Source organism: Streptomyces sp. NPDC006259 (assembly GCF_042870975.1).
GTDB lineage: Bacteria > Actinomycetota > Actinomycetes > Streptomycetales > Streptomycetaceae > Streptomyces.
This window is the reverse complement of the sequence record NZ_JBIAHY010000012.1, coordinates 117,466-137,168: the sequence shown is the minus strand read 5'-3', so window position 1 is coordinate 137,168 and position 19,703 is coordinate 117,466. Positions and strand designations below refer to the sequence as shown.

At 68.6% G+C, this 19,703-nt stretch carries 24 protein-coding genes and 1 pseudogene; 5 read left to right on the top strand and 20 right to left on the bottom strand.

The window, feature by feature from the left end; all coding sequences use genetic code 11:
- Positions 1–2: 2 nt before the first annotated feature.
- Positions 3–989 carry a PIN domain-containing protein gene (locus tag ACFYO5_RS36240; RefSeq protein WP_388717539.1) on the bottom strand — a complete coding sequence of 329 codons (987 nt, stop codon included), beginning with the start codon at positions 987–989 and terminating at the stop codon, positions 3–5.
- A 578-nt stretch (positions 990–1,567) separates the two neighbouring features.
- Here ACFYO5_RS36240 and ACFYO5_RS36235 point away from each other — a divergent pair.
- Together ACFYO5_RS36235 and ACFYO5_RS36230 are read left to right on the top strand one after the other, a co-directional pair.
- The gene (locus ACFYO5_RS36235) at positions 1,568–2,239 is read left to right on the top strand and encodes a hypothetical protein (RefSeq protein ID WP_388717536.1); all 672 of its coding nucleotides are present in this window, start codon (positions 1,568–1,570) and stop codon (positions 2,237–2,239) included.
- The gene (locus tag ACFYO5_RS36230) at positions 2,200–2,595 is read left to right on the top strand and encodes a restriction endonuclease (RefSeq protein WP_388717693.1); all 396 of its coding nucleotides are present in this window, start codon (positions 2,200–2,202) and stop codon (positions 2,593–2,595) included. Before ACFYO5_RS36235 ends, ACFYO5_RS36230 begins: the two co-directional genes overlap by 40 nt.
- Before the next feature lie 139 nt (positions 2,596–2,734).
- Here ACFYO5_RS36230 and ACFYO5_RS36225 read toward each other — a convergent pair whose 3' ends face one another.
- The 18 genes and pseudogenes from ACFYO5_RS36225 to ACFYO5_RS36140 form a co-directional block, all read right to left on the bottom strand.
- Complete coding sequence (locus tag ACFYO5_RS36225; RefSeq protein WP_388717533.1) at positions 2,735–3,109, bottom strand: abortive infection family protein; 375 nt, start codon at positions 3,107–3,109, stop codon at positions 2,735–2,737.
- Entirely contained in the window at positions 2,992–3,459 is a 468-nt protein-coding gene (locus ACFYO5_RS36220) for a hypothetical protein (protein ID WP_388717691.1), read from the bottom strand. Before ACFYO5_RS36220 ends, ACFYO5_RS36225 begins: the two co-directional genes overlap by 118 nt.
- A pseudogene (locus ACFYO5_RS36215) lies at positions 3,429–3,650 on the bottom strand (hypothetical protein); the annotation flags it as partial. The gene ACFYO5_RS36220 and the pseudogene ACFYO5_RS36215, both read right to left, overlap by 31 nt.
- Positions 3,651–3,711: 61 nt before the next feature.
- Entirely contained in the window at positions 3,712–4,629 is a 918-nt protein-coding gene (locus ACFYO5_RS36210; protein ID WP_388717530.1) for an abortive infection family protein, read from the bottom strand.
- Positions 4,630–5,406: 777 nt separating this feature from the next.
- Positions 5,407–6,012 (bottom strand): hypothetical protein, encoded by a 606-nt coding sequence (locus ACFYO5_RS36205; protein ID WP_388717527.1) that lies wholly within the window; start codon positions 6,010–6,012, stop codon positions 5,407–5,409.
- Positions 6,013–6,286: 274 nt separating this feature from the next.
- Positions 6,287–6,793, bottom strand: a complete 507-nt coding sequence (locus tag ACFYO5_RS36200) for a hypothetical protein (RefSeq protein WP_388717524.1) — start codon at positions 6,791–6,793, stop codon at positions 6,287–6,289.
- On the bottom strand, positions 6,793–7,572 hold the full coding sequence (locus ACFYO5_RS36195) for an aldo/keto reductase (protein WP_388717521.1): 780 nt from the start codon (positions 7,570–7,572) through the stop codon (positions 6,793–6,795). The genes ACFYO5_RS36200 and ACFYO5_RS36195 overlap by 1 nt, the downstream gene beginning before the upstream one ends.
- The gene (locus ACFYO5_RS36190; protein WP_388717518.1) at positions 7,569–8,165 is read right to left on the bottom strand and encodes an AAA family ATPase; all 597 of its coding nucleotides are present in this window, start codon (positions 8,163–8,165) and stop codon (positions 7,569–7,571) included. Before ACFYO5_RS36190 ends, ACFYO5_RS36195 begins: the two co-directional genes overlap by 4 nt.
- The gene (locus ACFYO5_RS36185; RefSeq protein WP_388717515.1) at positions 8,162–8,764 is read right to left on the bottom strand and encodes an exonuclease domain-containing protein; all 603 of its coding nucleotides are present in this window, start codon (positions 8,762–8,764) and stop codon (positions 8,162–8,164) included. Before ACFYO5_RS36185 ends, ACFYO5_RS36190 begins: the two co-directional genes overlap by 4 nt.
- Positions 8,761–9,954 carry a radical SAM protein gene (locus ACFYO5_RS36180; RefSeq protein ID WP_388717512.1) on the bottom strand — a complete coding sequence of 398 codons (1,194 nt, stop codon included), beginning with the start codon at positions 9,952–9,954 and terminating at the stop codon, positions 8,761–8,763. The genes ACFYO5_RS36185 and ACFYO5_RS36180 overlap by 4 nt, the downstream gene beginning before the upstream one ends.
- Before the next feature lie 25 nt (positions 9,955–9,979).
- A complete protein-coding gene (locus ACFYO5_RS36175; RefSeq protein WP_388717509.1) occupies positions 9,980–11,014 on the bottom strand; it encodes a nucleoside-diphosphate kinase in 1,035 nt (344 codons plus the stop codon).
- A gap of 14 nt (positions 11,015–11,028) precedes the next feature.
- A complete protein-coding gene (locus ACFYO5_RS36170) occupies positions 11,029–12,051 on the bottom strand; it encodes a thymidylate synthase (RefSeq protein WP_388717506.1) in 1,023 nt (340 codons plus the stop codon).
- Between the two features lie 87 nt (positions 12,052–12,138).
- Positions 12,139–12,798, bottom strand: coding sequence for a hypothetical protein (locus ACFYO5_RS36165; RefSeq protein ID WP_388717503.1), 660 nt, complete (start codon positions 12,796–12,798; stop codon positions 12,139–12,141).
- On the bottom strand, positions 12,795–12,992 hold the full coding sequence (locus tag ACFYO5_RS36160) for a DUF5999 family protein (RefSeq protein WP_388717500.1): 198 nt from the start codon (positions 12,990–12,992) through the stop codon (positions 12,795–12,797). Before ACFYO5_RS36160 ends, ACFYO5_RS36165 begins: the two co-directional genes overlap by 4 nt.
- A 53-nt stretch (positions 12,993–13,045) precedes the next feature.
- Positions 13,046–13,477, bottom strand: coding sequence for a DUF6302 family protein (locus ACFYO5_RS36155; protein ID WP_388717497.1), 432 nt, complete (start codon positions 13,475–13,477; stop codon positions 13,046–13,048).
- On the bottom strand, positions 13,474–13,917 hold the full coding sequence (locus ACFYO5_RS36150; RefSeq protein WP_388717494.1) for a DUF6415 family natural product biosynthesis protein: 444 nt from the start codon (positions 13,915–13,917) through the stop codon (positions 13,474–13,476). The genes ACFYO5_RS36155 and ACFYO5_RS36150 overlap by 4 nt, the downstream gene beginning before the upstream one ends.
- 35 nt (positions 13,918–13,952) lie before the next feature.
- The gene (locus ACFYO5_RS36145) at positions 13,953–14,255 is read right to left on the bottom strand and encodes a hypothetical protein (RefSeq protein ID WP_388717491.1); all 303 of its coding nucleotides are present in this window, start codon (positions 14,253–14,255) and stop codon (positions 13,953–13,955) included.
- Between the two features lie 753 nt (positions 14,256–15,008).
- Entirely contained in the window at positions 15,009–16,232 is a 1,224-nt protein-coding gene (locus ACFYO5_RS36140) for a helix-turn-helix transcriptional regulator (RefSeq protein ID WP_388717488.1), read from the bottom strand.
- Between the two features lie 171 nt (positions 16,233–16,403).
- Between ACFYO5_RS36140 and ACFYO5_RS36135 the strand changes: the two genes are divergently transcribed.
- Positions 16,404–17,036, top strand: coding sequence for an HAD-IA family hydrolase (locus ACFYO5_RS36135; protein WP_388717485.1), 633 nt, complete (start codon positions 16,404–16,406; stop codon positions 17,034–17,036).
- Position 17,037: 1 nt separating this feature from the next.
- Here the strand turns inward: ACFYO5_RS36135 and ACFYO5_RS36130 are convergent, their stop codons facing one another.
- Positions 17,038–17,418, bottom strand: coding sequence for a toxin Doc (locus tag ACFYO5_RS36130; protein WP_388717482.1), 381 nt, complete (start codon positions 17,416–17,418; stop codon positions 17,038–17,040).
- A gap of 161 nt (positions 17,419–17,579) precedes the next feature.
- Between ACFYO5_RS36130 and ACFYO5_RS36125 the strand changes: the two genes are divergently transcribed.
- On the top strand, positions 17,580–18,128 hold the full coding sequence (locus ACFYO5_RS36125; RefSeq protein WP_388717479.1) for a recombinase family protein: 549 nt from the start codon (positions 17,580–17,582) through the stop codon (positions 18,126–18,128).
- A 563-nt stretch (positions 18,129–18,691) separates the two neighbouring features.
- Positions 18,692–19,387, top strand: a complete 696-nt coding sequence (locus ACFYO5_RS36120; RefSeq protein ID WP_388717476.1) for a DCL family protein — start codon at positions 18,692–18,694, stop codon at positions 19,385–19,387.
- The last annotated feature ends 316 nt before the right edge of the window (positions 19,388–19,703 follow it).

The window sequence follows — 19,703 nt, the reverse complement described above, 5'->3', positions numbered from 1 at the left end:
GCTCACCCCGACGAGGAGGCGCTTGAGGCGCCTTCCGTCATAGCGCTTGCCTCCTGCTGGGTGGCCTGCCTCTCGCGGCGCTTCGCTCGGGTGCCGTTGCCGGATTTGTCCTGCGCTTCCCAGTCCGGCTCTGGCCCCTGGCCCTTCGCCGGTACCTTCGTCACCTTCAGCCCAGCGGCCCGGCCGCGGGTGTGCTGCCCGGTGTCGCATGTCAACAGCCGCACCGGCCGGGCGGCGAGGGCCTGGATAGCCACCGATCGGTCAATGATCTCGTCGTCGGTGATGGGCAGACGCACATGGCCGGGCTGGTCCATGACGATCTCCACGTTCACTTCTCCGCGCCACGCGGCAGGTTCTCCACTGTTGTCTGCGTAGCGCAGGACGCCAAAGGTGGATCCGCTGAGGGTGCCGTCCAGGAGCCCGAGCGTGTGAGAAGCTCGCCACCTGGCCTGGTGCTTGCCAGCGTCCTTCAAGCTGTCGAGTTCGTCGACCACCGCGATGGGGAACAGCAGCCGGATGTGCTCGTTCGGCGGCAGTCCAAGCACCTGGTGCAGGTCGGCGTCGGCAAGCGCGACCGTGTTCTGGATGTAGAAGCTCGAGTCGGCGACCACGAACCACTCGATCCCGGTCCAACGGGCTATCTGCGCCTCCAGCGCCTTCTCGGCTGCCTCCAGGGCCTGGATACGTTCGGTGACCTCCAGGTCGACGAGGCCATTGACGAGGCCCTGCTGAGCAGTCCCGGCGAGCGTGCCGCAGCTGCCCAGAAGGGACTCGTAGCGGCGAGTGAAGACGAGGTGGCCGATGTCCTTGTCACTGACCTGGGAGCGCAGCAACTCTGCTGCCTCGGTGGCCCACTCCAGGTACTTCAGGAGACGGGAGAACGCGCTGCCGGCGGCAGGACCGCGCAGAGCCATAGCTTTGAAGCGGACATCGTTCAGGACCTTGCGGATGTTCCTGCGGTCGGCTCCCGGGCGGGGCGTGATGAGCATGCGCTGATCCTGCCAGTGAGGTCCGACAGCCCGCTGCCGCACCGGGCCGGGCTGTGCCTGACACTTCCCGCTGCTGGAGCGCCTGCTTCATAGGTGGTGCTCGTGCAGAACCCCGCTGGGCGACGCGGCCCCGCTCACCGGGATCTGTCCGGGCACGCACGGCCGCTGGGGACGGATCTGTGTCCTGGACGACGGCCACGAGGCCTCGATGGAGGAACCGAACCGCACTGGAGCCACAACAGCGAGGGCCAGCCGATCGCGTGGGCGGGCAGCGCGCCCGATGACTGGTGAGCAAGTGAAGAAAACCGCCACAGGTCGACCGCGGCGAGATGGTCGGTGCCGTCGGACCGGCTGGCTCTGGCGGTGCTGGTGCGGTGCCGGGTGGCCACCACTGAGTAAGAACTCCCCCACAGTCCCCGCCGAGAGTGCGAGTGTGAGCGCATGGACCTGGAAGAACTTCTCCGCGCCATGGATCGAACGGCGGCGAACCTGAGCAAGCTGGAGAGCGTGAGCGCGCAAGACCGTTCATCCCAGATGGCCCGCAGCGCGGTTCACATCCTGCATACGACGACCTTGCAATGGCCTGGGCGGACCTCCTTCCGGGCCGTCCGCCGATCGACGGTTGGACCATCACCGATCCCCTTCCGGACATCGCCGCCCTGGGGCAGTCCTTCATCGACTTCGTCGAAATCGGCGAGCTGCCTGACGCCGTACATGCCGCTGGTGAGAAGCCGGGCGCGGACATCGCCGCGTACCGATATCGCCTCGACCGCGCCCGCCGTCGCGCCGCCCGAGGCCGTCTAGAGCAACTTCTTTCCACGGTCGACGCTGCGCTTCCCGTCGCACTGAAAGGCGTGGCGCGAGACTCTCCTGCAGTCCTGCAGAACGACCAGACCGAGCAGATCGAGGCGGCAGTTGGGGAGATCGCAAGGCTCTTGGGTGACGCCGCCGAAGACACCGGGCGCTGGTGGGACCTCCATAGGCACATGCGGTTCAGTCAGGGACACGACTGGGATGACATTGTCGAGTTCGACTGGCCCGCCGTGCGCGCTGACATCACAGCCAAGGCTCTGGGCGACAGTGACCCGCTGCCCGTCCCGGATATTGATCTCGGACAAGCCGCCTCCGGCCATCTCACAGGCCCTGCCACCCTCGCACTGCCTGGGAGCGACTTGACGACGACGGGTTCGAGCGGCTCCTTTACGACCTTCTGCGCAGTATCCCCGAGCACGAGAACGTCCAGTGGCTGATGCAGACCCGCGCCCCCGACCGCGGCCGCGATCTCTCCTTGGACCGGGTCCTTCGAGACGGGTCCGGTGGTGTGCGTACCGAGCGCGTCATCGTCCAGGCCAAGCACTGGCGCAGCCGGTCAGTGAATGCTGCTGCGGTGGTCGAGACACTCACCGCAGGGAAGCTGTGGAGTCCACCTCTCGTACGCGGAATTGTGATCGCCACCAGCGGCCGGTTCACCGCTGACGCCGTGAGCTGGGCTGAGCGCCACAACGCTGAGGGCACAGCGCCTTACATCGACCTGTGGCCCGAAAGCCGCCTCGAAACCCTCCTCGCGCAACGGCCCCACATTGCCGCCGCCCACGGACTCAAGTAGCGGTGGCGGGGCCTGGACCGGAACCGCTGCCCTTGCGCACGTCCCCGCCTCACGGCTACCGGGAGCGGCGACGATCCCGGTCGAATAGCACGAGCAGGCGAGCCAAGCTCACCGCCTTCGGATGTCACTGGGTGCGAGGCTACTGAGATAGGGGTGGGAGTTTCCCTCGATCGATGCGGTCTTCCCAGGTGTCGAGTACGAACTCTGTCACGGTCACGGTGCTGTTCAGTGCCAGCCGGGCGTGGCGGGTCAGTGCTGGACTGGGGGCGGTTCGCCCGTGGCCGAGTCCGAGCTGGTTGCGCAGTTCGGCCAGGCCCTGCACCGTTGTGGTGAGTGTGCGCAGGATCTTGACCACCGTGGCGCTGGCCTTGGCGTGGTCGGCCACGGCGTCGGCGTTCAGGCCCAGCAGCGTCGTGACGCGCTTGAACAACGGTGGCAGGTCTTCTCCGGGCGGGAACTCGATGCCTTGACGTTCCAGGATGATCTTGCACAGGCTTCGACGAGCTCTTTGCATGAGGCGATCGCTGCGGCTGGGTCGCGTTCCAGGCCGGCCCTGATGCGTTCCTGATGTTCGTGGAGTACGCGGGGGTCGGTCAGGAGTGGTCGTGATTCGAACTTCCAGTCCGGGCGGGCGCCATGGAAAGTCGCGCGGGATCCGCCGGCGTAGACGGGCAGCCCGCTGATGTACTCGGCCGGGTAGAGCTCGAAGCCGTCGGCCGCGAGGAGGTCGTTGAGCTTCCCCGCCAGACGCTGGACCTCAGCCGGGTCGCGCCGCACCACGGGGTGAAGCATCTCGGCAAGGAATCTGAGCAGGGTTGCGGGGAGTCTCCGTTGAGGCCGAAGCGGTCGTCGGTGAATACCCACTCTGGTGGCCAGTCGTTATTGTTCAGGCAGTGTTGGGTGATGTCCTCCCTGGCTGTCAGGCGCCGGAAGCCATCGCCTTCGAGGGCATCCAGGTCGTACAGGCGCTCCAAGAACCTCACCTCGTCCAGAGCGCCCCACCACCAGACCTTCTCGACAACCAGAAGGTCGAGAAGGCGCTGGCGGGTGACCACGGTGAGCTGCTGCGGTGCCACGGAGCACTCCTTCCTGTTTGGGGCGCTGGTTCGCGCGAGCTCATGTCGAGGTCGTGAGTGTGCTGCCCGCGATTGGGGCCGTCGCGGAGGCTTTACGCCAGGGGGCGTCGGGGTCGGCGAGGGTGTCGAGCATCAGCTCGCACCAGGTGGCGGCCGTGCCGACGGCGAAGCGGGCATGCCGGGGGCCAAGTCCAGTGGGTGCGGCCAGCCGCCCGTGGCCGGTTCCGTACCGGTTGCGTAGTTCCGCGACGCCGATGGCAGCCGAGGTCAGGGCGCCCAGGATCCGCTTGATGCTGTCGGCGTTGTCCGGGGTGCTGGCGTTGCGTGCCGGCGGTACTGCCGCGGGGTGGAGGTGGAGCGCCTGTTGCGCCTGCTTGATCAGGGCGGGCAGGTCCTGGCGTTCGTCGACCGGAAGGTTCCGCTTGAGCAGTACGAGCTTGGCGGTAGCTTCGATCAGCTGCTTGGCCGCGCCGATGGCGTCGTCGGGGTAGTCGGCCCCGAACCTGCGGACCCGCTCCAGTTCAGCGTGGATGCCCGATGCCTCGGTCAGGCCTTCGACGTGGACGGTCAGGCGGGCGACGCGTGCCGTGTGAAGGCGCAGTTCGTCGTCCAGGCGGCAGCCGTCCCGTGCGAACGCCTCTCGCAGGTCTGCCACCGTTTCGGCAGGCAGTCCGTTTCCGTTGAACTTTCGGCTGTCACGGTCGAGGCGGCGCAGCATGGTCTCGAACACCCGCAGGGCCCGGGTCACGTGGTCTTCGTCGGTCCAGTCCACGGAGGCGGCATAGGAGTCGAAGAGTTGTTTGCGGACGCCGCCCTCGCCGGGAGTGGCGTCAGGGTTCCTTGCGAAGTGTTCGTTCTCCCAGTACTCGCCGATCGCCCCGGCCACCAGATCGCTCATCAGTGCCCGGACGGCGTTCCGGGCGGTCCGGGAAAGCAGTTCACGATCAGGGGTGGCCATATAGGCAGATTACGGGGCTGGCGTGCGGAACATCCTGGCATTTTCTCCCTTCCCCGGTGCCCGGCTGAAGGACAGTGAGCAGCCGGCCGGCCTCGGCCTTCGGCATCCACTGGTGGTTGTCAGAGGAGAGGTAGATCGAGGTCACTGTGCGGTCCCGCTTCCCGTGATGCAAGGCCCAGCACGGGCCGTAGCCCAAGCGGCTGAGCGCCAAGAGTACGGAGAGGGCCCGGCAGTCGAGCGTTCGTCTACTCCGGGCCAGGATCGCGTAGCGGGTTACGGTGCCCGCAGTCCCAGCACTTCACAGTCTCCGGGAGCTTCTCGAATCGCGTGCCGGAGACGAAGGAGCCGTCGATGCGGAAGCCTCCGCAGCCCTGGCACGGCATGGCCTGGAAAGGCTTGTCGCAGCGGAAACAGTCACCTTCCGCGCTGTTCTGGTCGAGGCGGGTAACTCGGGTGTCTGCACTGCCACATCGCACGCAGAACGCTTCCACAAGGGGTGCACACCAGTGCGGCCCATTCCGCAGCGCGGGCCATGCTCCACCTCAGCCGTAGGGGTCGGGTCGGGTCAGGAGGCACGGCGGAAGACGGCCGCTGGGCCGATCGCCCCGGCGCCGAACTTGTCGCGGATCCGGTCAGCGGCCTCTTCGGCCACCAGGCGGGCTTCGCGGGCGCGTCGAGGCTGATCTGTAGGGCAACCTGGTCGGCGGCGATGAGGTCCTCGCCCTTGAGGGCGATGACGGTCAGGCGGCCGCGCTGAAGTCCTGCTGCGTCCATCAGCTAGTAGGCCAGGACACGCAGGTCTTCGTCGTGTGCGGACGGCTCCTTCAGGCGGCGGGTCCTCTCCCAGCCGCCGTTGCCGACGAATTTCGAGGTCAGGGTGAGTGCGCGGGCGGCCTGGCCGCGCCGGCGCAGGAGCAGTCCGAGCTGGACGACCAGGCCGAGGAGGGCGGCGCGCACGGCGGCGCCGTCCAGAGCGTGCCGGTCGAAGGCGCATCGGACGGTTGCGGCAGCGGGCAGGGTGCGGGGGACGACGGAGCAGGAGTCCATGCCGCGGGCGCGGTCGGCAGCCAGGCGGCCGGCGCGGCCACCCAGGAGGCGTTGCACGGTGGCGGGGTCGCCGGCGGCGAGCAGGCCCACAGTGTGGATGCCGTAGTCGCGGAGGGCGTCGGCCTGGCGGGGGCCGATGCCGTGCAGGGCGTCGACCGGCAGCGGCGCCAGCCACTGGGCCGCCTGGCCGGGGTCGATGGCTACGACGCCACCAGGCGGCTGGATCTGGGCGGAGGCGGTGGCCGCGACCGTGATCGACGGCCCGACGCCGACGCGTACGTCGACGCAGGCGGGAGAGGGTGCGCACGCGCAGGATCTCGCCCAGACGACGGGCATCCGTGCCGTGATAGCGCAGAGCCCCCTTCAGCTCCACCAGAGCCGCCGGAAGCGGCACCGACCCCGAGCTGAGGGAACGGCTCACCGCACAAGTCCTCGACGGCGACACCGTGCTGGACGAGCTGGCCCGCCAGGCTCAGCACGGCACCGATGACGTCATGGCCCAGCTGCTCTCACAGGCCCGGAACGGAAACGCGCAGTGATCACGTGTTCCGTTACGTCAGCTCTCGGGCGCGGCCGCCGCTTCTGGGGGGGCTGGCCGCGCCCGGGAGTGCTACGCGCTGAGGGCTGGGGCGGACGCGGGGCGGACGATCCCGTCGTCAATGCGGGCTGTCTCTCCGGTCGCCAGGGCCTGCAGACTGACGACGAGGCGGCCCCTTCCGGACGGCCACGCCCGGTCGAGGAACTGCAGCGTGGGCATGACGCGCACTGTCGCCCGGGGGTCGCGGTACACCAGGCCTGTCACCGCCTCGCGGGTCATGGGTGCGGCGGCGAAGACGTGGGTGATCACCTTCCTGCGTCGTGTTTGCACACAGTCGATGGTGACGCGTCGCAGGATCCGCAGGTGGCCGCCGGGGTCGGCGAGCGTCCGATAGCCGGCTTCCTTCGGTGTCTGCCCGTCGTGGACGCAGCCGACGGGGAGCATCAGCATGCCGCGGAGGTCGATGACGGTGATGGAGTCGGCTCCCACCGGGACGAGCAGCGAGACGCCGATCACCGGCGGCCGCCAGTTCTCGTAGGGGGTGCGACGGCGGGGAGCGGGGGCCGTTGCGGTGGGCATCAGGCCGGGCCGTCCTGCACGGCCGCCACGATGTCGTCCAGGTGCCGGGGCTGGCTGGTGCTCGGAATGGGGGCGACGTGCGAGCCCCGGGAGAGGAGCCAGTGCAGCGGCGCGGAGGGCCCGTGGACCCGTGCCAGGGTGCCGGCGTCCAGCGGGCGGTAGGCCACGTACGGAATGTCGAGGTCGCGGCACAGCTCCAGGGCAGGGTCATCGCGGTCGGTGGTGTTCAGCACGTTCTGCACCGCGGCGACGGGCAGGTACTTGACCACGTACCGGATGTCCTCGGGCGTGACCTTCGACAGGCCGATGTGCCCGATCTTCCCCTCGTCCTGCAGAGCGTGGAGCACGGCGATCTGGTCGTCACGCGAGATCTCCGGGTCGATGCGGTGCAGGTAGCACAGCTCCAGCCGCTCCACCTTCAGGCGGCGGAGGCTCGCTTCGACGCAGGCCCGCAGGTAGAACGGATTGCCGAGCGGCTTCCACTGTCCGGCCGCGGGCCGGACCATGCCGACCTTCGTGGCGATCAGTACTTCGTCGGGGTAGGGGTAGAGCGCGTCGCGGACGAGTTGTTCGACAGTGTGGGGGCCGTACGCGTCGGCGGTGTCGATGTGGCTGATGCCGTGGGTGTGCACAGCCTGGCGCAGCACGCTCAGGGCCATGTCGCGGTCGTCCGGGTCGCCCCAGATGCCGGGGCCGGTCAGGCGCATGGTGCCGAAGCCGAGCCGGGAGACGGTCTTCCCGGCGATGGTGATGCTGCCGGCGGGCGGAGCGGGGATCATACGAGTTCCCCCTTCAGGCAGCGCTGGACGGCGACGTCGACGGCGTGGGCCTGGCTGTCGGGGTCACTGGTCACCCGCTGGTGAGGGACGACGTCGTTGGCCAGGAGACGGTGCACGCGGTCGTCGACGAGGCGCCGGAAGGCGGCGTTGTAGTCGTAACTGGTGTCGACCGGCACGGTCTCGTCGAGGACGGTCGCGAACAGCAGGTCGTACTTGGGGAGTTGCGTGGAGGCCAGGGTGTGCAGCCGTTCGCGCTCGAGCCGGGGCGGGGTCTCGGCCCGGAACGCCATCGCGGCCTCAAAGTAGGCGACGGCGTCGAGGGCGGCCCGGTCGATGAGGACAACTTCGGCCCCCTGAGCGGCGGCGTTGGTTTCGTCCAGGATGCCCTGCGCGATGATCCACTCGGTGGACAGAGCGGTGTGGTGCTGCATCTTGGGCAGGCCGGCCGCGGCGGCGCGCTTGCCGAGGCGACCGGTGCGCGCCACGGTGAGGCCGTGGCCGCGCAGCTCCATCTCTATGCGCTTCAGGAGCATCGTCTTGCCCGTGGAGTGGGTGCCGATCACCGCTATCCGCAGGGGCTTGGAGGAAGTCACCACAGGGTGGGGTCCTTTTCTGGTTCGGGGGCGCCGGGCAGGCCGGGCGGCACGGCCGCGGCGACCAGCTGGTCCCAGGTGTCGTAGCGGGAGGCCATGGCGATCAGCAGCTGTGCCGTGGCGAAGGCGTCGAAGGTGGCCCGGTGCCGAGCGCCGGGGGCTTCGCGCAGGTCGGGCTGTACGTGCTCGATGAGTTTGTCCAGGCTGTACTTGCCGAGGTCGGGGAAGGCGTCCTTGGCCAGTCGCAGGGTGTCCAGGACGCCGGCGGGCGCCCAGCCGGGCAGGTGCGCGCTGAGCACCCGGTAGTCGGTGTGCGCGTTGTGCGCGCAGATCCAGGCGCTGCCTACGAAGGCGCGTACCTGGTCCGCGACGTCGGCCCAGGCCGGTTCGTCGGCCAAGTCGGTGTTGGTGAGGCCGTGCACCCGGGTGGCGAAGGGGGTGACGGGGCGGTTCGGGCGGGTCAGCCACCAGCCCGCGGTGCTCTTGTCGGGGCGTCCGTCCCGGATGGGCAGCGCGGCGGTTTCCACGAGGTCGGGCGGGTTGGTGCCGTTGCCTTCGACGTCGACGACGAGCAACGCGGGCCAGGTGGCGAAGTTCATGCTGTCTTGGGTCCGTCCTCCGCCTCCCAGCCGATGGGGGCCCGGCCGTGCTGGCGGTAGTGGTGGGGCTTGCTCCGGTCGTGGCACTGGTAGCCGAAGCCGTGCTGCAGGTAGTAGCGGGGCGGCTCGTCCAGTCCCTCCACGACGATGGCACGGTCGTTGACCTCAACGTCGCCGGTCGCCCCCAGGGCGCGCGCCTCGTGCGTGACGGCGTCCAGGGGCGGCCTCACCCACGCCTTCTTGCACAGGGCGATCTGCTTGGGCGGGCAGATGTCGCACAACTCGCGGACGCCGTAGTGGCCGTTGTAGTCGGGCTCTCCCCAGGCGTAGGCCACGCCGCAGCTCGTCTTGCGGAACAGGGATCCCCACTCGGCTCCGCCGACGGCCTGGTCCAGGTCGAAGGCGTCCAGGATGCGCTGCTCCGCCTGCTCCGGCATGATCTTGCGCCGGGCCGTGTCCTCGTACGGCGTCGGCATGCCGTGGCTCTCGTAGTACGCCTTGATCTCGTCGCGGAAGAACAGGCCCGTGAAGACGGTGGCGTGCGCGTGCAGGGACAGTTCGCGGGCCCGCTCGATGTGGTCGTCGGAGTCGTTGAGGCCCGGCACGATCGGCCGCCAGTACAGAACGGTGCGGTAGTTCTCGGCATGCTCGTGCAGCATGCGCAGGCTGTCGGCGGCGTACGTGGAGTTGACCGGCTCGATCTCGGGGTGGTCGATGCCGGAGTGGGTGACGAGGACCGTCAGGCGCAGGTGCTTGAAGGAGTTGAGGACGGCGCAGTCCTCCCCGCTCGCCCGCCATCGGGTGATGACGAGGACGTGGTTGGTCAGGCCCTGCTCGTCGAGCAGCCGCAGCACCTCGAAGGTGTGGGGCTTAACCACGGGCAGCATCGGGTCGGTGGCCCGGTTGAAGACCTGGATGGGCGTCTTGTGCGGCCGGAAGTACGGGTGGCCGACGAGCAAGGCGACGGCGGCTCCGTCGCTCATCAGTGCCCTCGGCGTCTTCATCTCGAAGTTGTCGAACAGGTGCCGAACGCAGTAGCCGCAGTCCAGCGGGCAGCCGACGACGTGGTTCAGCGACAGGCCCGATTTGCGGTATTCGATTACGTCGGCGAGGCCGGGGTTGAGTCCGCTGATCTGCTCGGCGTTCAGGAGGGGCAGCGAGCGGCGGCGCGGTATCGAGGGGGCAGTCACGAGGGACCTCCGGGGCGGGGAACGGTCAGCGGTGGGTGCGCGCGGGTTGGAGGGGCACGCTGGGCGACGGGGCGGTGAGTAGGACGCGGCGGCGGGCGCCGTACCAAGCGCCGAAGTCGCGGCGGGCCGCGTCCGCATCGTCGGAAGTGTGCACCAGGTTGTGCACGAGGCGCTTTTGGTCGAGCGCCGCCTGCAGGCTGTCGGCGCCGAGGTCGCCGCGGATAGTGCCGGCGGCGGCGTGGGTGGGGTCGAAGTGCCCGATGAGCTGACGCAGGCGACCGTGGATGCCCGGCTCGCCGTACGCGAGGGCGATCGTGACCTGCTTTCCTGCATACGCGTCGTCTAGGCACGCGGGGATGTCCCGGTCAGGGAACCAGTCGGCATCCACCAGCAGGTCCCAGTAGTGCACGTGGGCCTGCCACGGCTGCACGGTGACGTCGATCCGGTTGGCGATCGTGGCGCCGGCGGCCGCGATCCGATCTAGCACCGCATCGACGAGGCCTCGCTCAACGGCGTCGGGCTTGCACAGGACGACCGAGCAGCGGTCGAAGTCGCTGATGTGCAGGCGGCGGCCCGGCCCGTACCAGGTTCCGTACTCGCGGCGGGCCCCTGCGGGGTCGTCGGAGGTGTGCACCAGGTTGTGCACGACACGGTTCTCCGCACGGGCGACGGCGAGGCTGTCGTCGCCCAGGTCGCCGCGGATCGTCCCCGGCACGGCGCGGGTTGGGTCGGTGTGGCCGATGAGCTGCCGCAGCCGGGCGTGGATGCCGGGTTCACCGTGCGCTAGAGCCAGCGTGACGGGCTTGCCCGCGTAGGCAGCGTCGATGTAAGCGGGCAGGTCGCGCGCATCGCGGCGCCCGGTGTCGGCGAGCATGTCCCGGTAGGCGACATGGGCCTGCCACGGCTGAGCGATGACGTCCATGCGGTCGGTGACGGTGAAGCCTGCGGACGAGACGATCTCCATAATGCGCGAGGCCAAGCCACGCGCCACGGCGTCCGGCTTGCACAGGATGACGGCCCACCGGTCAAAGTCGACACCGTCCACCACAGCGCCGCTCATCGGCTTACCCGCGCTCACAGCGCGCCGCCGTCGACCGCCGCAGCGCAGGCCGGCCACTTGCGGACCATCAGCCAGCGAAGGCCAGGGTCCAAGGCGTGCAGGAGCGCCGAGTCGACGGCCGCGACCTGGTCGTGCTGGATCTGCCGGTACAGCTCGAACAGCATCACGACCTGCTGCCAGTACGGATGCAGGCCGAGACGGTTCTGGATGTGCAGGGCGGTGTAGCGCAGCTCGTTAGTCCGCAACGCCTCCTCGTGGACCAGCAGGCTTTCAAGCGTCGCCGCGGTGGTGTCCCTGGGCATCGTCGGGAAGGCGAAGGTGACCGCCGGGCCGGCGGCAGCCTCCTCCAGCACACGGCGGACCCGGTCCGCGTTGTGGTTGTTGACGTGGGCGGAGCCGATGGTGTGGGTGTAGGTGCCCAGACGCAAGCCGAGTTGGATGGCCGCGTACTCCTGGATCATTGTGAAGGAGAACACGTCGGACAGCAGGCCGCAGTCGAGATCGTTCGCCCGCATGTTGCAGATCACGTGCAGGTGGCCGTCGCGCGGCAGCAGGTGCAGGCCGGCCAGGCAGGCGACGTCCGGGTTGGCGCGGTCGGCGATCTCGGACGCGGAGAACACGGGCAGGTAGCCGCGCTTGCTGTCCTCCTCGTTCAGCAGCAGCTCACTGACGAGGTCGAAGGGGGACTGACCTTCCTCGCTGGGGTGGAACAGGGTGTAGCCGTACGCGGATCCGCCGAGGTGGACGCCGTCCGCACTGGCAGCACGCATGGACGGCGCGTAATAGCCGATCATCTCCAGGTCGCGGCGCCCGGCGAGGAGCCAGAGCGCTTCAGCGAACTGGAAGACCGGGTTGGTTTTCCGCTGAGCCAGGTACGGCAGCCGCTGCCGGGGGTCGGACAGGCGGAAGCTGACGCCGAGGACCTCGCGGGCCGCGTTGCCGCGCGCGTCGATCCGGTGCTCCCATTCCTTCGTAGCGAGCTGCAGTAAGGCGACGTACGCGCCTTCCACGCTGGGATAGGTCGGTGCAGTGAGCAAGAAACCCTCCTGATCGGGGGACTGGTGCGGTGGATGGTTGGAGCGCCGACGGTCCGGGCTAGGGGGAGGCACCGGACCGCCGGCCGTCTAGGCCGTGAGCGCCAGGAGCTCGTCCAGGTTCACGGGCGTGCAGCCGTACAGGGAGACCACGTCGAGGTGGGCCACCGTCCACAGCAGCTTGAGAGCCGTGTACGGCAGGAACGTCAGTCCCCCGCGCATGGTGGACGGGAGAGGCGCGAGGGTGACCGGGTCGTGCACCATGCCGGCGATGCCCCACGGCTCCGGGCGTTCCACGCGGGCGGCGACCGCGCCTTCCCGCAGGTGCGGACACTCCCGCAAGGCCTCCGCAGCGCAGTCCTCATGGACCGGCGGAGAGGCAGTCTGCTCACCTTGGGCGATGGGCCTGCCTTCTCGCTCGGCAAGGAGGTAGAGGTGAGTCCCGTCCGCGCGGCCGTATGTTGTGGCTCCGCAGATCCGGCAGAGCTGACGATCCATGGCCTGGCTCTGGCGCTGGGTGTTGACCCCGGCGAGGATCGGTGTGCCTGCCCCGCGCACGGCTCCCATCCGCAGCCACAAGATGCCCGCGTGACGGTCGTACAGGCGGTGCTCGTCCAGGTAGGCGATGCCGCCGCCCAGGTTGAGCGGGCGCCTCTCGGGCCGGGGCTGTTCTCGTATCTCACCGGTCCAAGGCGCGATGTACGGCACCCGCATGCCCTTCCAGGTGAACCGGGCCGGAACGGCGCTCATGTGCTCACGCCCGCAGGAACGGGCCGGTGCGGGGTGACGATGCTGCCGTCCGGCAGGACCTCACCGGTGTCGTCGAAACGAACGACACCGTTGCACAAAAGCGCCCACCCCTGTTCGTCGTGACGAGCCACGATGGCGGCGGCATCACGATCTGCCGCGTGCGCGGTGGGACAGGGCCGTTTGTGCCGACACATGACGGTCTTCCTTCCGGACTTGCGAGACGGGGTTGGGGCCCTCTTCGGCCGTCCTACGGAGCTGCGGGGGAACAGCCGGAGACAGCCGAAGAGGGGGCGTGGGAGCGGCTAGGAGCGGGCCGCGTAAGGCCGTAGAAGGCCAGACGCTCGTCATCGTCCGACCACCTGGCCGGCGGGCGTTCGCCCCATTCGACGGCGTACGAGTTGTGAGGAGCGCCGCGCCACGTGATGCGCAGGTCGGGGAACCCTCCGACGGGGGCCAGGACGTCTCGGACGGCGAGCGCGATGGCAAGGTTGTCAACGCCGAACCATCCGCCGCGCCTGGTGCGGCCCGCAGGCACGGCGAGGAGCGGTATGCGGAACACGCGGATGGCGATGCTGCCCAGCAACAGTTCGGCGTCGACGCGGGCTCGGAAGTACTCGAAGTCGTAGGCCTCGGACGGCGGCATCACGTCGACCGTGGCGAGCTGCGTCAGGGACGTCACGTCGCCGACTCCTCGGCGAGCAGGATCTCCAGCAGTTCCTGCGCCGTGAAAGCGAGGCGCCGCAGGTGTGCGAGCGGCGACACTCCGACGCCGGGGCCCTCCTGGCGTAGATCCCGCGCTCGCGCAACGAGGCGAACGCGTTCCTCCAGGTCGCCCGCCTGGCGTTCCAGGACCCGGTCAACCAGGACCATGAGGTTGCCCCGGAAGCGATCGGTGAGCTCGTCGATTCGTTCATCGCTAGGAGCGGGGCCTCCACCGAGCACCGCGTCGATGTCATCGAACGCGGCGTCCACCGGCAGGCCCGCCCGGAGGCGCTCCAGGAGGTGTTCCATCTCTTCGCGCCGGTGGGGCGGCGTCCAGTCCTTGATACCCCGCACCTTGACGCCTGTGCGGTCAGGCACACGGATCGGGAACGGCGGCACGCTCGCACTGGGGCTCATCGGGCGCCCTCCTTCGGGCGATCGTGGGGGAGAAGTCATCGAACGGACGCGGACGTGAGCGAGTTCTGCTGCGCATGCACGATGAAACTGAAGTGGTCGCAGAGCCAGCGCAAGGTCTGTTCGTACGGCTCATCGGCAGCCGACACTGCGGATCGGCCGTCGGTCACCACGCCCTGCGCGAAGCCTCCGCGGAGCTGGCGCAACACCTTCGGCCACTCCGCGCGTGTCCACGGCTGCGTGTCTGTGGTGGCGTCGACGTAGCGGCCGACCACGTGCCACCCGCGGTCGTATGCGTATGCCTCCGCAGCGGCGAGGGCGCAGGCCGGCTCATCCACCACTGTGTTGGCGTACAGGAGGACCTTGTAGGGAGCCTCCGGGAGCGCGATATCCGTGTCGAGCGGCAGAGCTGGACGAGACGAGCCTGCTGGTTGGCTGGTATCTGTGGCGGTTCGGCGAAGTCCCACCAGGAGTCATCGAGGTGACTGCCTGTGGGGGCTGGCCAGTGGGGGGAGGGGATGCGGTCCAGGAAGGCGGTGATCTGCTCGGCGAGAGTCTGGGTAGGGGTGGTCATTGCGCTGCCCCCCTGTCTTCAGCTCGCTGATGGAGGCGAAGAGCTCTGTGCGGCGACTGCGCTGCAGGGGCCGACCGTGGAGGTGCGGGGCCACTCGGAACCCGGGGGCTGCAGCCGCATCGTCGAGTGCGAGACGTCGGAGACGGTCGCTGGCCGTACGGCGCGGGCCGGTCACCTCCGCCGCGGGAGCCGAGTCGGCCACCCGGCGCGGGTAGAGGATCGCGCCGATCTCCTCGTAGAAGGCTTCCATCTGCTCGGCCGTGAGGACGAGCGCCACATCTTCGACTCGCTGCGTTCCGCGCATCAGGCTGAGCGGGACGGCGATGCGGCCGGCCTGGGTGTGGTGAAGCGGAGTGCCCTCCGCGCGTTCTACCCGCAGGGCGGGTAAGGACGCGGCGGAGGCCCTCTTCGCGCGGTGACACTTCGTCATAACTCAACAACGTAGGGCCATTTACCGGGTTCGACCTTGACTCCAATTCAGGGCTGATTGGGGTTCAGGGTCGGAGTGGCCTATTCAGGGTCAGGCCGCGATGCCCATGTGGGTGGCCACTTTGCGTAGGTCGTCGCGGAACAGCGGACGCTCCCGCTTTAGCAGGTCGGTCACCGCCTCCCTGACCAGCGGTGAGAAGACGATCTCCTCGGGCGACTGTTCCATCAGCTTGGTCAGCACGTGCACGGTGGCGTAGTCGTCGCGCTGGATGCGGTTGCAGTTCATGACCTCGATCAGATACCGCGTACGACGCTCCAGCGGCAGCTCGGGGTTGATCTCCACCGTGTCCGCCAACCGCAGAGCCTCGCTCGCGTTGCCCTCCTCGGCGGTCAAGTGGACTTCGTGCATCGCCACGTTCGTGGGACCGAAGCAGGTGTGCCAGTCGTTGCGGTCCGATCCGACACGCTCGGCCGCGGACTTCGCCCCTCGGTAGAGATCCCAGGCGACAGGCCCCTTCGTGGCGCGCACCGCGGCGACCGCTGCCTGTAGGTGCAGCGCCCCGTACGCGGACCAGTGTGCCGCGTGCGAGTCGTCTTTCGGGGCGCAGTTGGCGATCGTTGCCCGTGCGAGCTCGACGCTGTCGTGGACTTCGCCGGCGGAGGTGAGGACGCAGGACAGGTTCCAGGCGGCGGCCGCGATGAGTGCGGGGTCGCCAGAGTTGTCGGCGAGCGACAAGCCCCGGTCGGCGGCGATGCGGGCGAGGGTCGGTTCCCCAACGCGGCGAAGCCAGATCTGATGGAGCCCGTACAGGCTGACGAGTTGGCGCAGCGCCACGTGCTCGGCGGGGCCGGATGCGTCGCGCAGGGCCGCATGCCCCTGGCGGAGGAGTAGGGGGAGGCGGGCGCCCACGTCCTGGTAGCGGCCCTTGGACTGGGTTTCGTACACCTTCCACGCGTCGTCGACGTCTTTCTTGAAGTCGTCGACGGAGACCGAATCGACAGCGGCGGGCAGCAGGGACGAGGGCAGCGACAGCGCGCTGCGAATCTCGGGGACGTGCTCGTGCTCCGTGTCAAGGCCGGTCCCGACCCCGGACAGGAAGCCACCCGTCAGGTCTTCGAGGGAGCAGCGCAGGACTCTTGCCAGATCGAAGAGCAGGGACAGCTTGTCGATCGGGATCTGCTCGTGCTCTACCTTGTAGACCCAGTTCTCCGTGCGACCGATCAGCTCACCCAGACCCTTTTGGGCCAGTCCGCGCCGCTCACGGTAGTACTTGACCCGTTGGCCGATAGTGAACAAATCCCGTGCACTTAACATGATTTGGCCTGTTCTCCGCAGGGGTGGGGGCGCTCGGAACCAGCGTAGGCCGGATGGCCGTCCAGAGGGGTGATACTGGATGTCTCTCCCTCTGCGGGAGAGCCCTCAAAGGTCTCTTGCTGAAATCGGCGGGGACCGCACTTACGACGCGCGTCTCGCAAGGAGCCTCTCTTGTCCCCCTCCTACCGCGGCCTGATCCTCGATTTCGGCGGAGTCCTCACCACGCGTATGCGGTTGAACGGCCAGGCCTTCGAGCGGTCCGAGGGTCTGGAGCCGGGCGCCTACTTCCACGCTCTCAACGAGAATCCCGAGGGCGTGGCTGTGTACTCGAAGTTGGAAGTCGGCGAGGCCACCCAAGAGGACTGGAACCGGGTGATCGGCGGCATCCTCGGTATCGACCCCACCGACCTGATGCGCCGGGCGCTGGCCAACCTCCACCCGGAGCCGGCCATCGTGGCGGCCGCGGACCGCGCTCGCGCTGCCGGGATCAAGGTGGCGATGCTCTCCAATAGCTTCGGCTTGGAGCCCTACAACCCGTACGAGGCGTTGGGGATGTGGGAGGACGCGTTCGACGCGGTGATCCTCTCCGAGCGGGAGGGCGTCCGGAAACCGTCGGCGTTCATCTATCAGCGGGCGCTCGACGCGCTGGGGCTGGAGGGGCCGGAGTGCGTGTTCGTGGACGACCACGCCGAGAACCTGCCGCCGGCCGAAGCCCTCGGCATCCGGACCATCCACCACACGACAGACCCCAAGGGGACGGCCGCGCAGCTTGACGCGCTGCTGGAGCGCGCGGCGGCCGCCTGATCTACGGCAGTCGCAGGGAGCGCAGCCGCTCGGCGATGGTGAAGGAGTCGATGCGCAGGGCGGTGATGTCGGCGATCAGCTCACGCCAGGCCTCGAACTTCGTGTTCACGCGCTCCCCGTGCATCCCCAGGTACGCCACGGCCACGCCGAAGCCGTACAGCTCGTTGCGGGCTGGCAGGGGGCGCAGGACGACGCACTCCTCCAGCATCACGGCCGCGCGCCAGAAGGCATCGGGGTGGTGCTGGTCGTGGCGGGGCGGGTCGACCTTGTGCCGGGTGGCCAGGCCGACGAAGACGGAGTAGTCGTTGACCGCGAGGTCGTCCAGCAGCTCAGCCTGGCGTTCCAGGAACCACCGGTAGTCGACGTAGTACTCGGCAGGCACAGGTCAGGCCGCCCGCGGGGCGGTGCGGGACGGGCCTGAGGCGCCGTATTCGGCGTCGAACGCGGCGACCGTCTCCGGGTCGCTGGTGACCTGCCGGAAGATCTGCGCGCCTTCGGCCAGCGCGTGCTTGCGCCGCTTCTCCTCGGCTACCTGCGCGAGGTATGAAGCGCCTCGGCCGCGACGCCGCCGAACTCATCGCGCTCGCCGACCACCTGACCGCCCATGGCCTGGTCCTGGAGATGCTCGCCGGACCGCTGCCCGGAATGTACGATCCCAGCGGACCGGGCCGTCTACTGTTCGCATTCTTCGCGGCGATGGCGGAGACCGAACGGGAGAACATCCGCGAATCGACCCTCGAAGGACTCGACGCGGCGGCCCGCAAGGGCAAGCACGGTGGCCGGCCGCCCGTCATCACCGAGGACATGCTGCACACCGTGCTGCGGCGCCGTGCGAACGGCGAGTCCGTCGAGCAGATCCAGCCCGACCTGATCATCCCGACCGGCAAGCGCAAGGGCCAGCCCCCCAGCGTCGCGAGCATCTACCGCGCGCTCGCCGAGCGCGAGAAGCAGGAGGCGTACCCCGAGGCCGTCGAGGCGGCGCACGCCGACTTCGCCGACCTGCAGGACGTCGACGACTTCCCTCGCCCCGTCCTTGAGCATCACCGGAGGAATCCTCATGGTCAGATCGGCTATCACCCTGCAGCTCCTTAGTTCTGTCTCCCGTAAGCGCGGAAAGGCCCGTCGGCACCGCCCTCCGACCAGAGGTCAGGCGTCGCCTTTGCTGGTGAATCGGATGGCGGCATCCAGACCCGGGTGCTGCCTTCCGTGCGAGTTCGCGGGCATCGTCCAGATCCGCGGGTGTCCGCCACGATGATCTCACGTAGGCGGATTGCAGAGTCGCGTTGACGACTGGGTGCTCAGCAACCACCGCCTCATATATGCGGCAATCGCCTCGGTCGGGAGGCCGCCGTTGACGTCGGACTGGACGGCGATGCCGGGCCGTACCTCAGCGAGGACGGCGTGGGCGGTACCGCTGTCGCAACCGCGCTCCCGGTGGCATGCGGCGCCCGGCCTGCCTCATGCCGGGCAGGGTGGACGCCGGCCTTCACCGCACGCATATCCTCCGGCGTCTGCCAGCAGTCCGAACAGACGGAGGTTGCTGCCCGGTGAGGCCAAGGCAGCGCTGCCCTCCGGACCTTCCGTGTACGCCTGCGCCTTCATCGTCTAGTGGTGGAAGGTGATGCGGAAGACCGCGGCCCGAACGGAGACCACCTGTGCCCAGAGGCATCACCATCGGCGCGACCCCCTACCCGACCAAAGAAGCTGTCCGGAACGTCTGCCGCAGCATCGTCCAGCGATACGGCATCAGCGGTGACGTCACCGACCCCGACGACGACGCGTTCCTCCGTCACCTTCTCGAACGCCACCCCGAATACGACCTCAAGCGGGGCGACGGCATCGCCCACTTCCGCGTCATCGCCCACACCAATCCCGGACACAAAAGCGTCGGACTCGCCCTGGTGCGGCTCGACGGCGAAGTGGCCGACTTCTCTTGGAACGCCTGCCTGACCCCCCTCAGCCACCGCACCCAAGTGCTTGCCGCACTGCGGCACGCGATAGCCGACCAGGTGACCGCCTCACGAAACGCGGTGCTCGACTCCGGCAAGCCGCTCGTCTGCTCCGTTACCGGGGTGCCGATCCCGTCCGCCACCGAACTGCACATCGACCATGCTGTCCCGACGTTCCTCGACCTGGCCGAGGAGTTCGTCACTGGCAACGGTGGCGTGGATGCCTTCCAGATTTTGCCCGACTCGGGTGCCGGCATCAGCTACATCGAGCTGGAGGACAAGGCGCTTGAAAGGCGCTGGCAGTACCACCATCAGGAGCGTGCGGTGCTGCGGCCGGTGCTGAAGCGGGTGAACATGTCGGATCTGCGACGCGCGAATGGGCCTGGCACTTCGGCTCCGTGAACGGCCGTGTCGGAGTGGTCGGAAGTGGGTGGGAGCTGGAGCAGTCTCTGGTGCATGTGCTGCCCCTGAACTGAAGTGAAGCCGGGAAGATCCAGGCCTGCGCATATGGCGGCCGACGGCCGTGAAACCACACGAACCCCTTGTCAGCTGTCCGAAACGGGGGTGGTCAGGGGTTACTGATCGGCCATCCATTCGGCGATTCGCAGAGGCGTATGGAATTAGGTGACAGCGTGTCAGTGGGCTCCGCCATGCTCATCCGTGCGCGGCCGGGCCAGGGCCGGACTGAGGCGACCCCGTGACTGGGTGGGAAGGGACG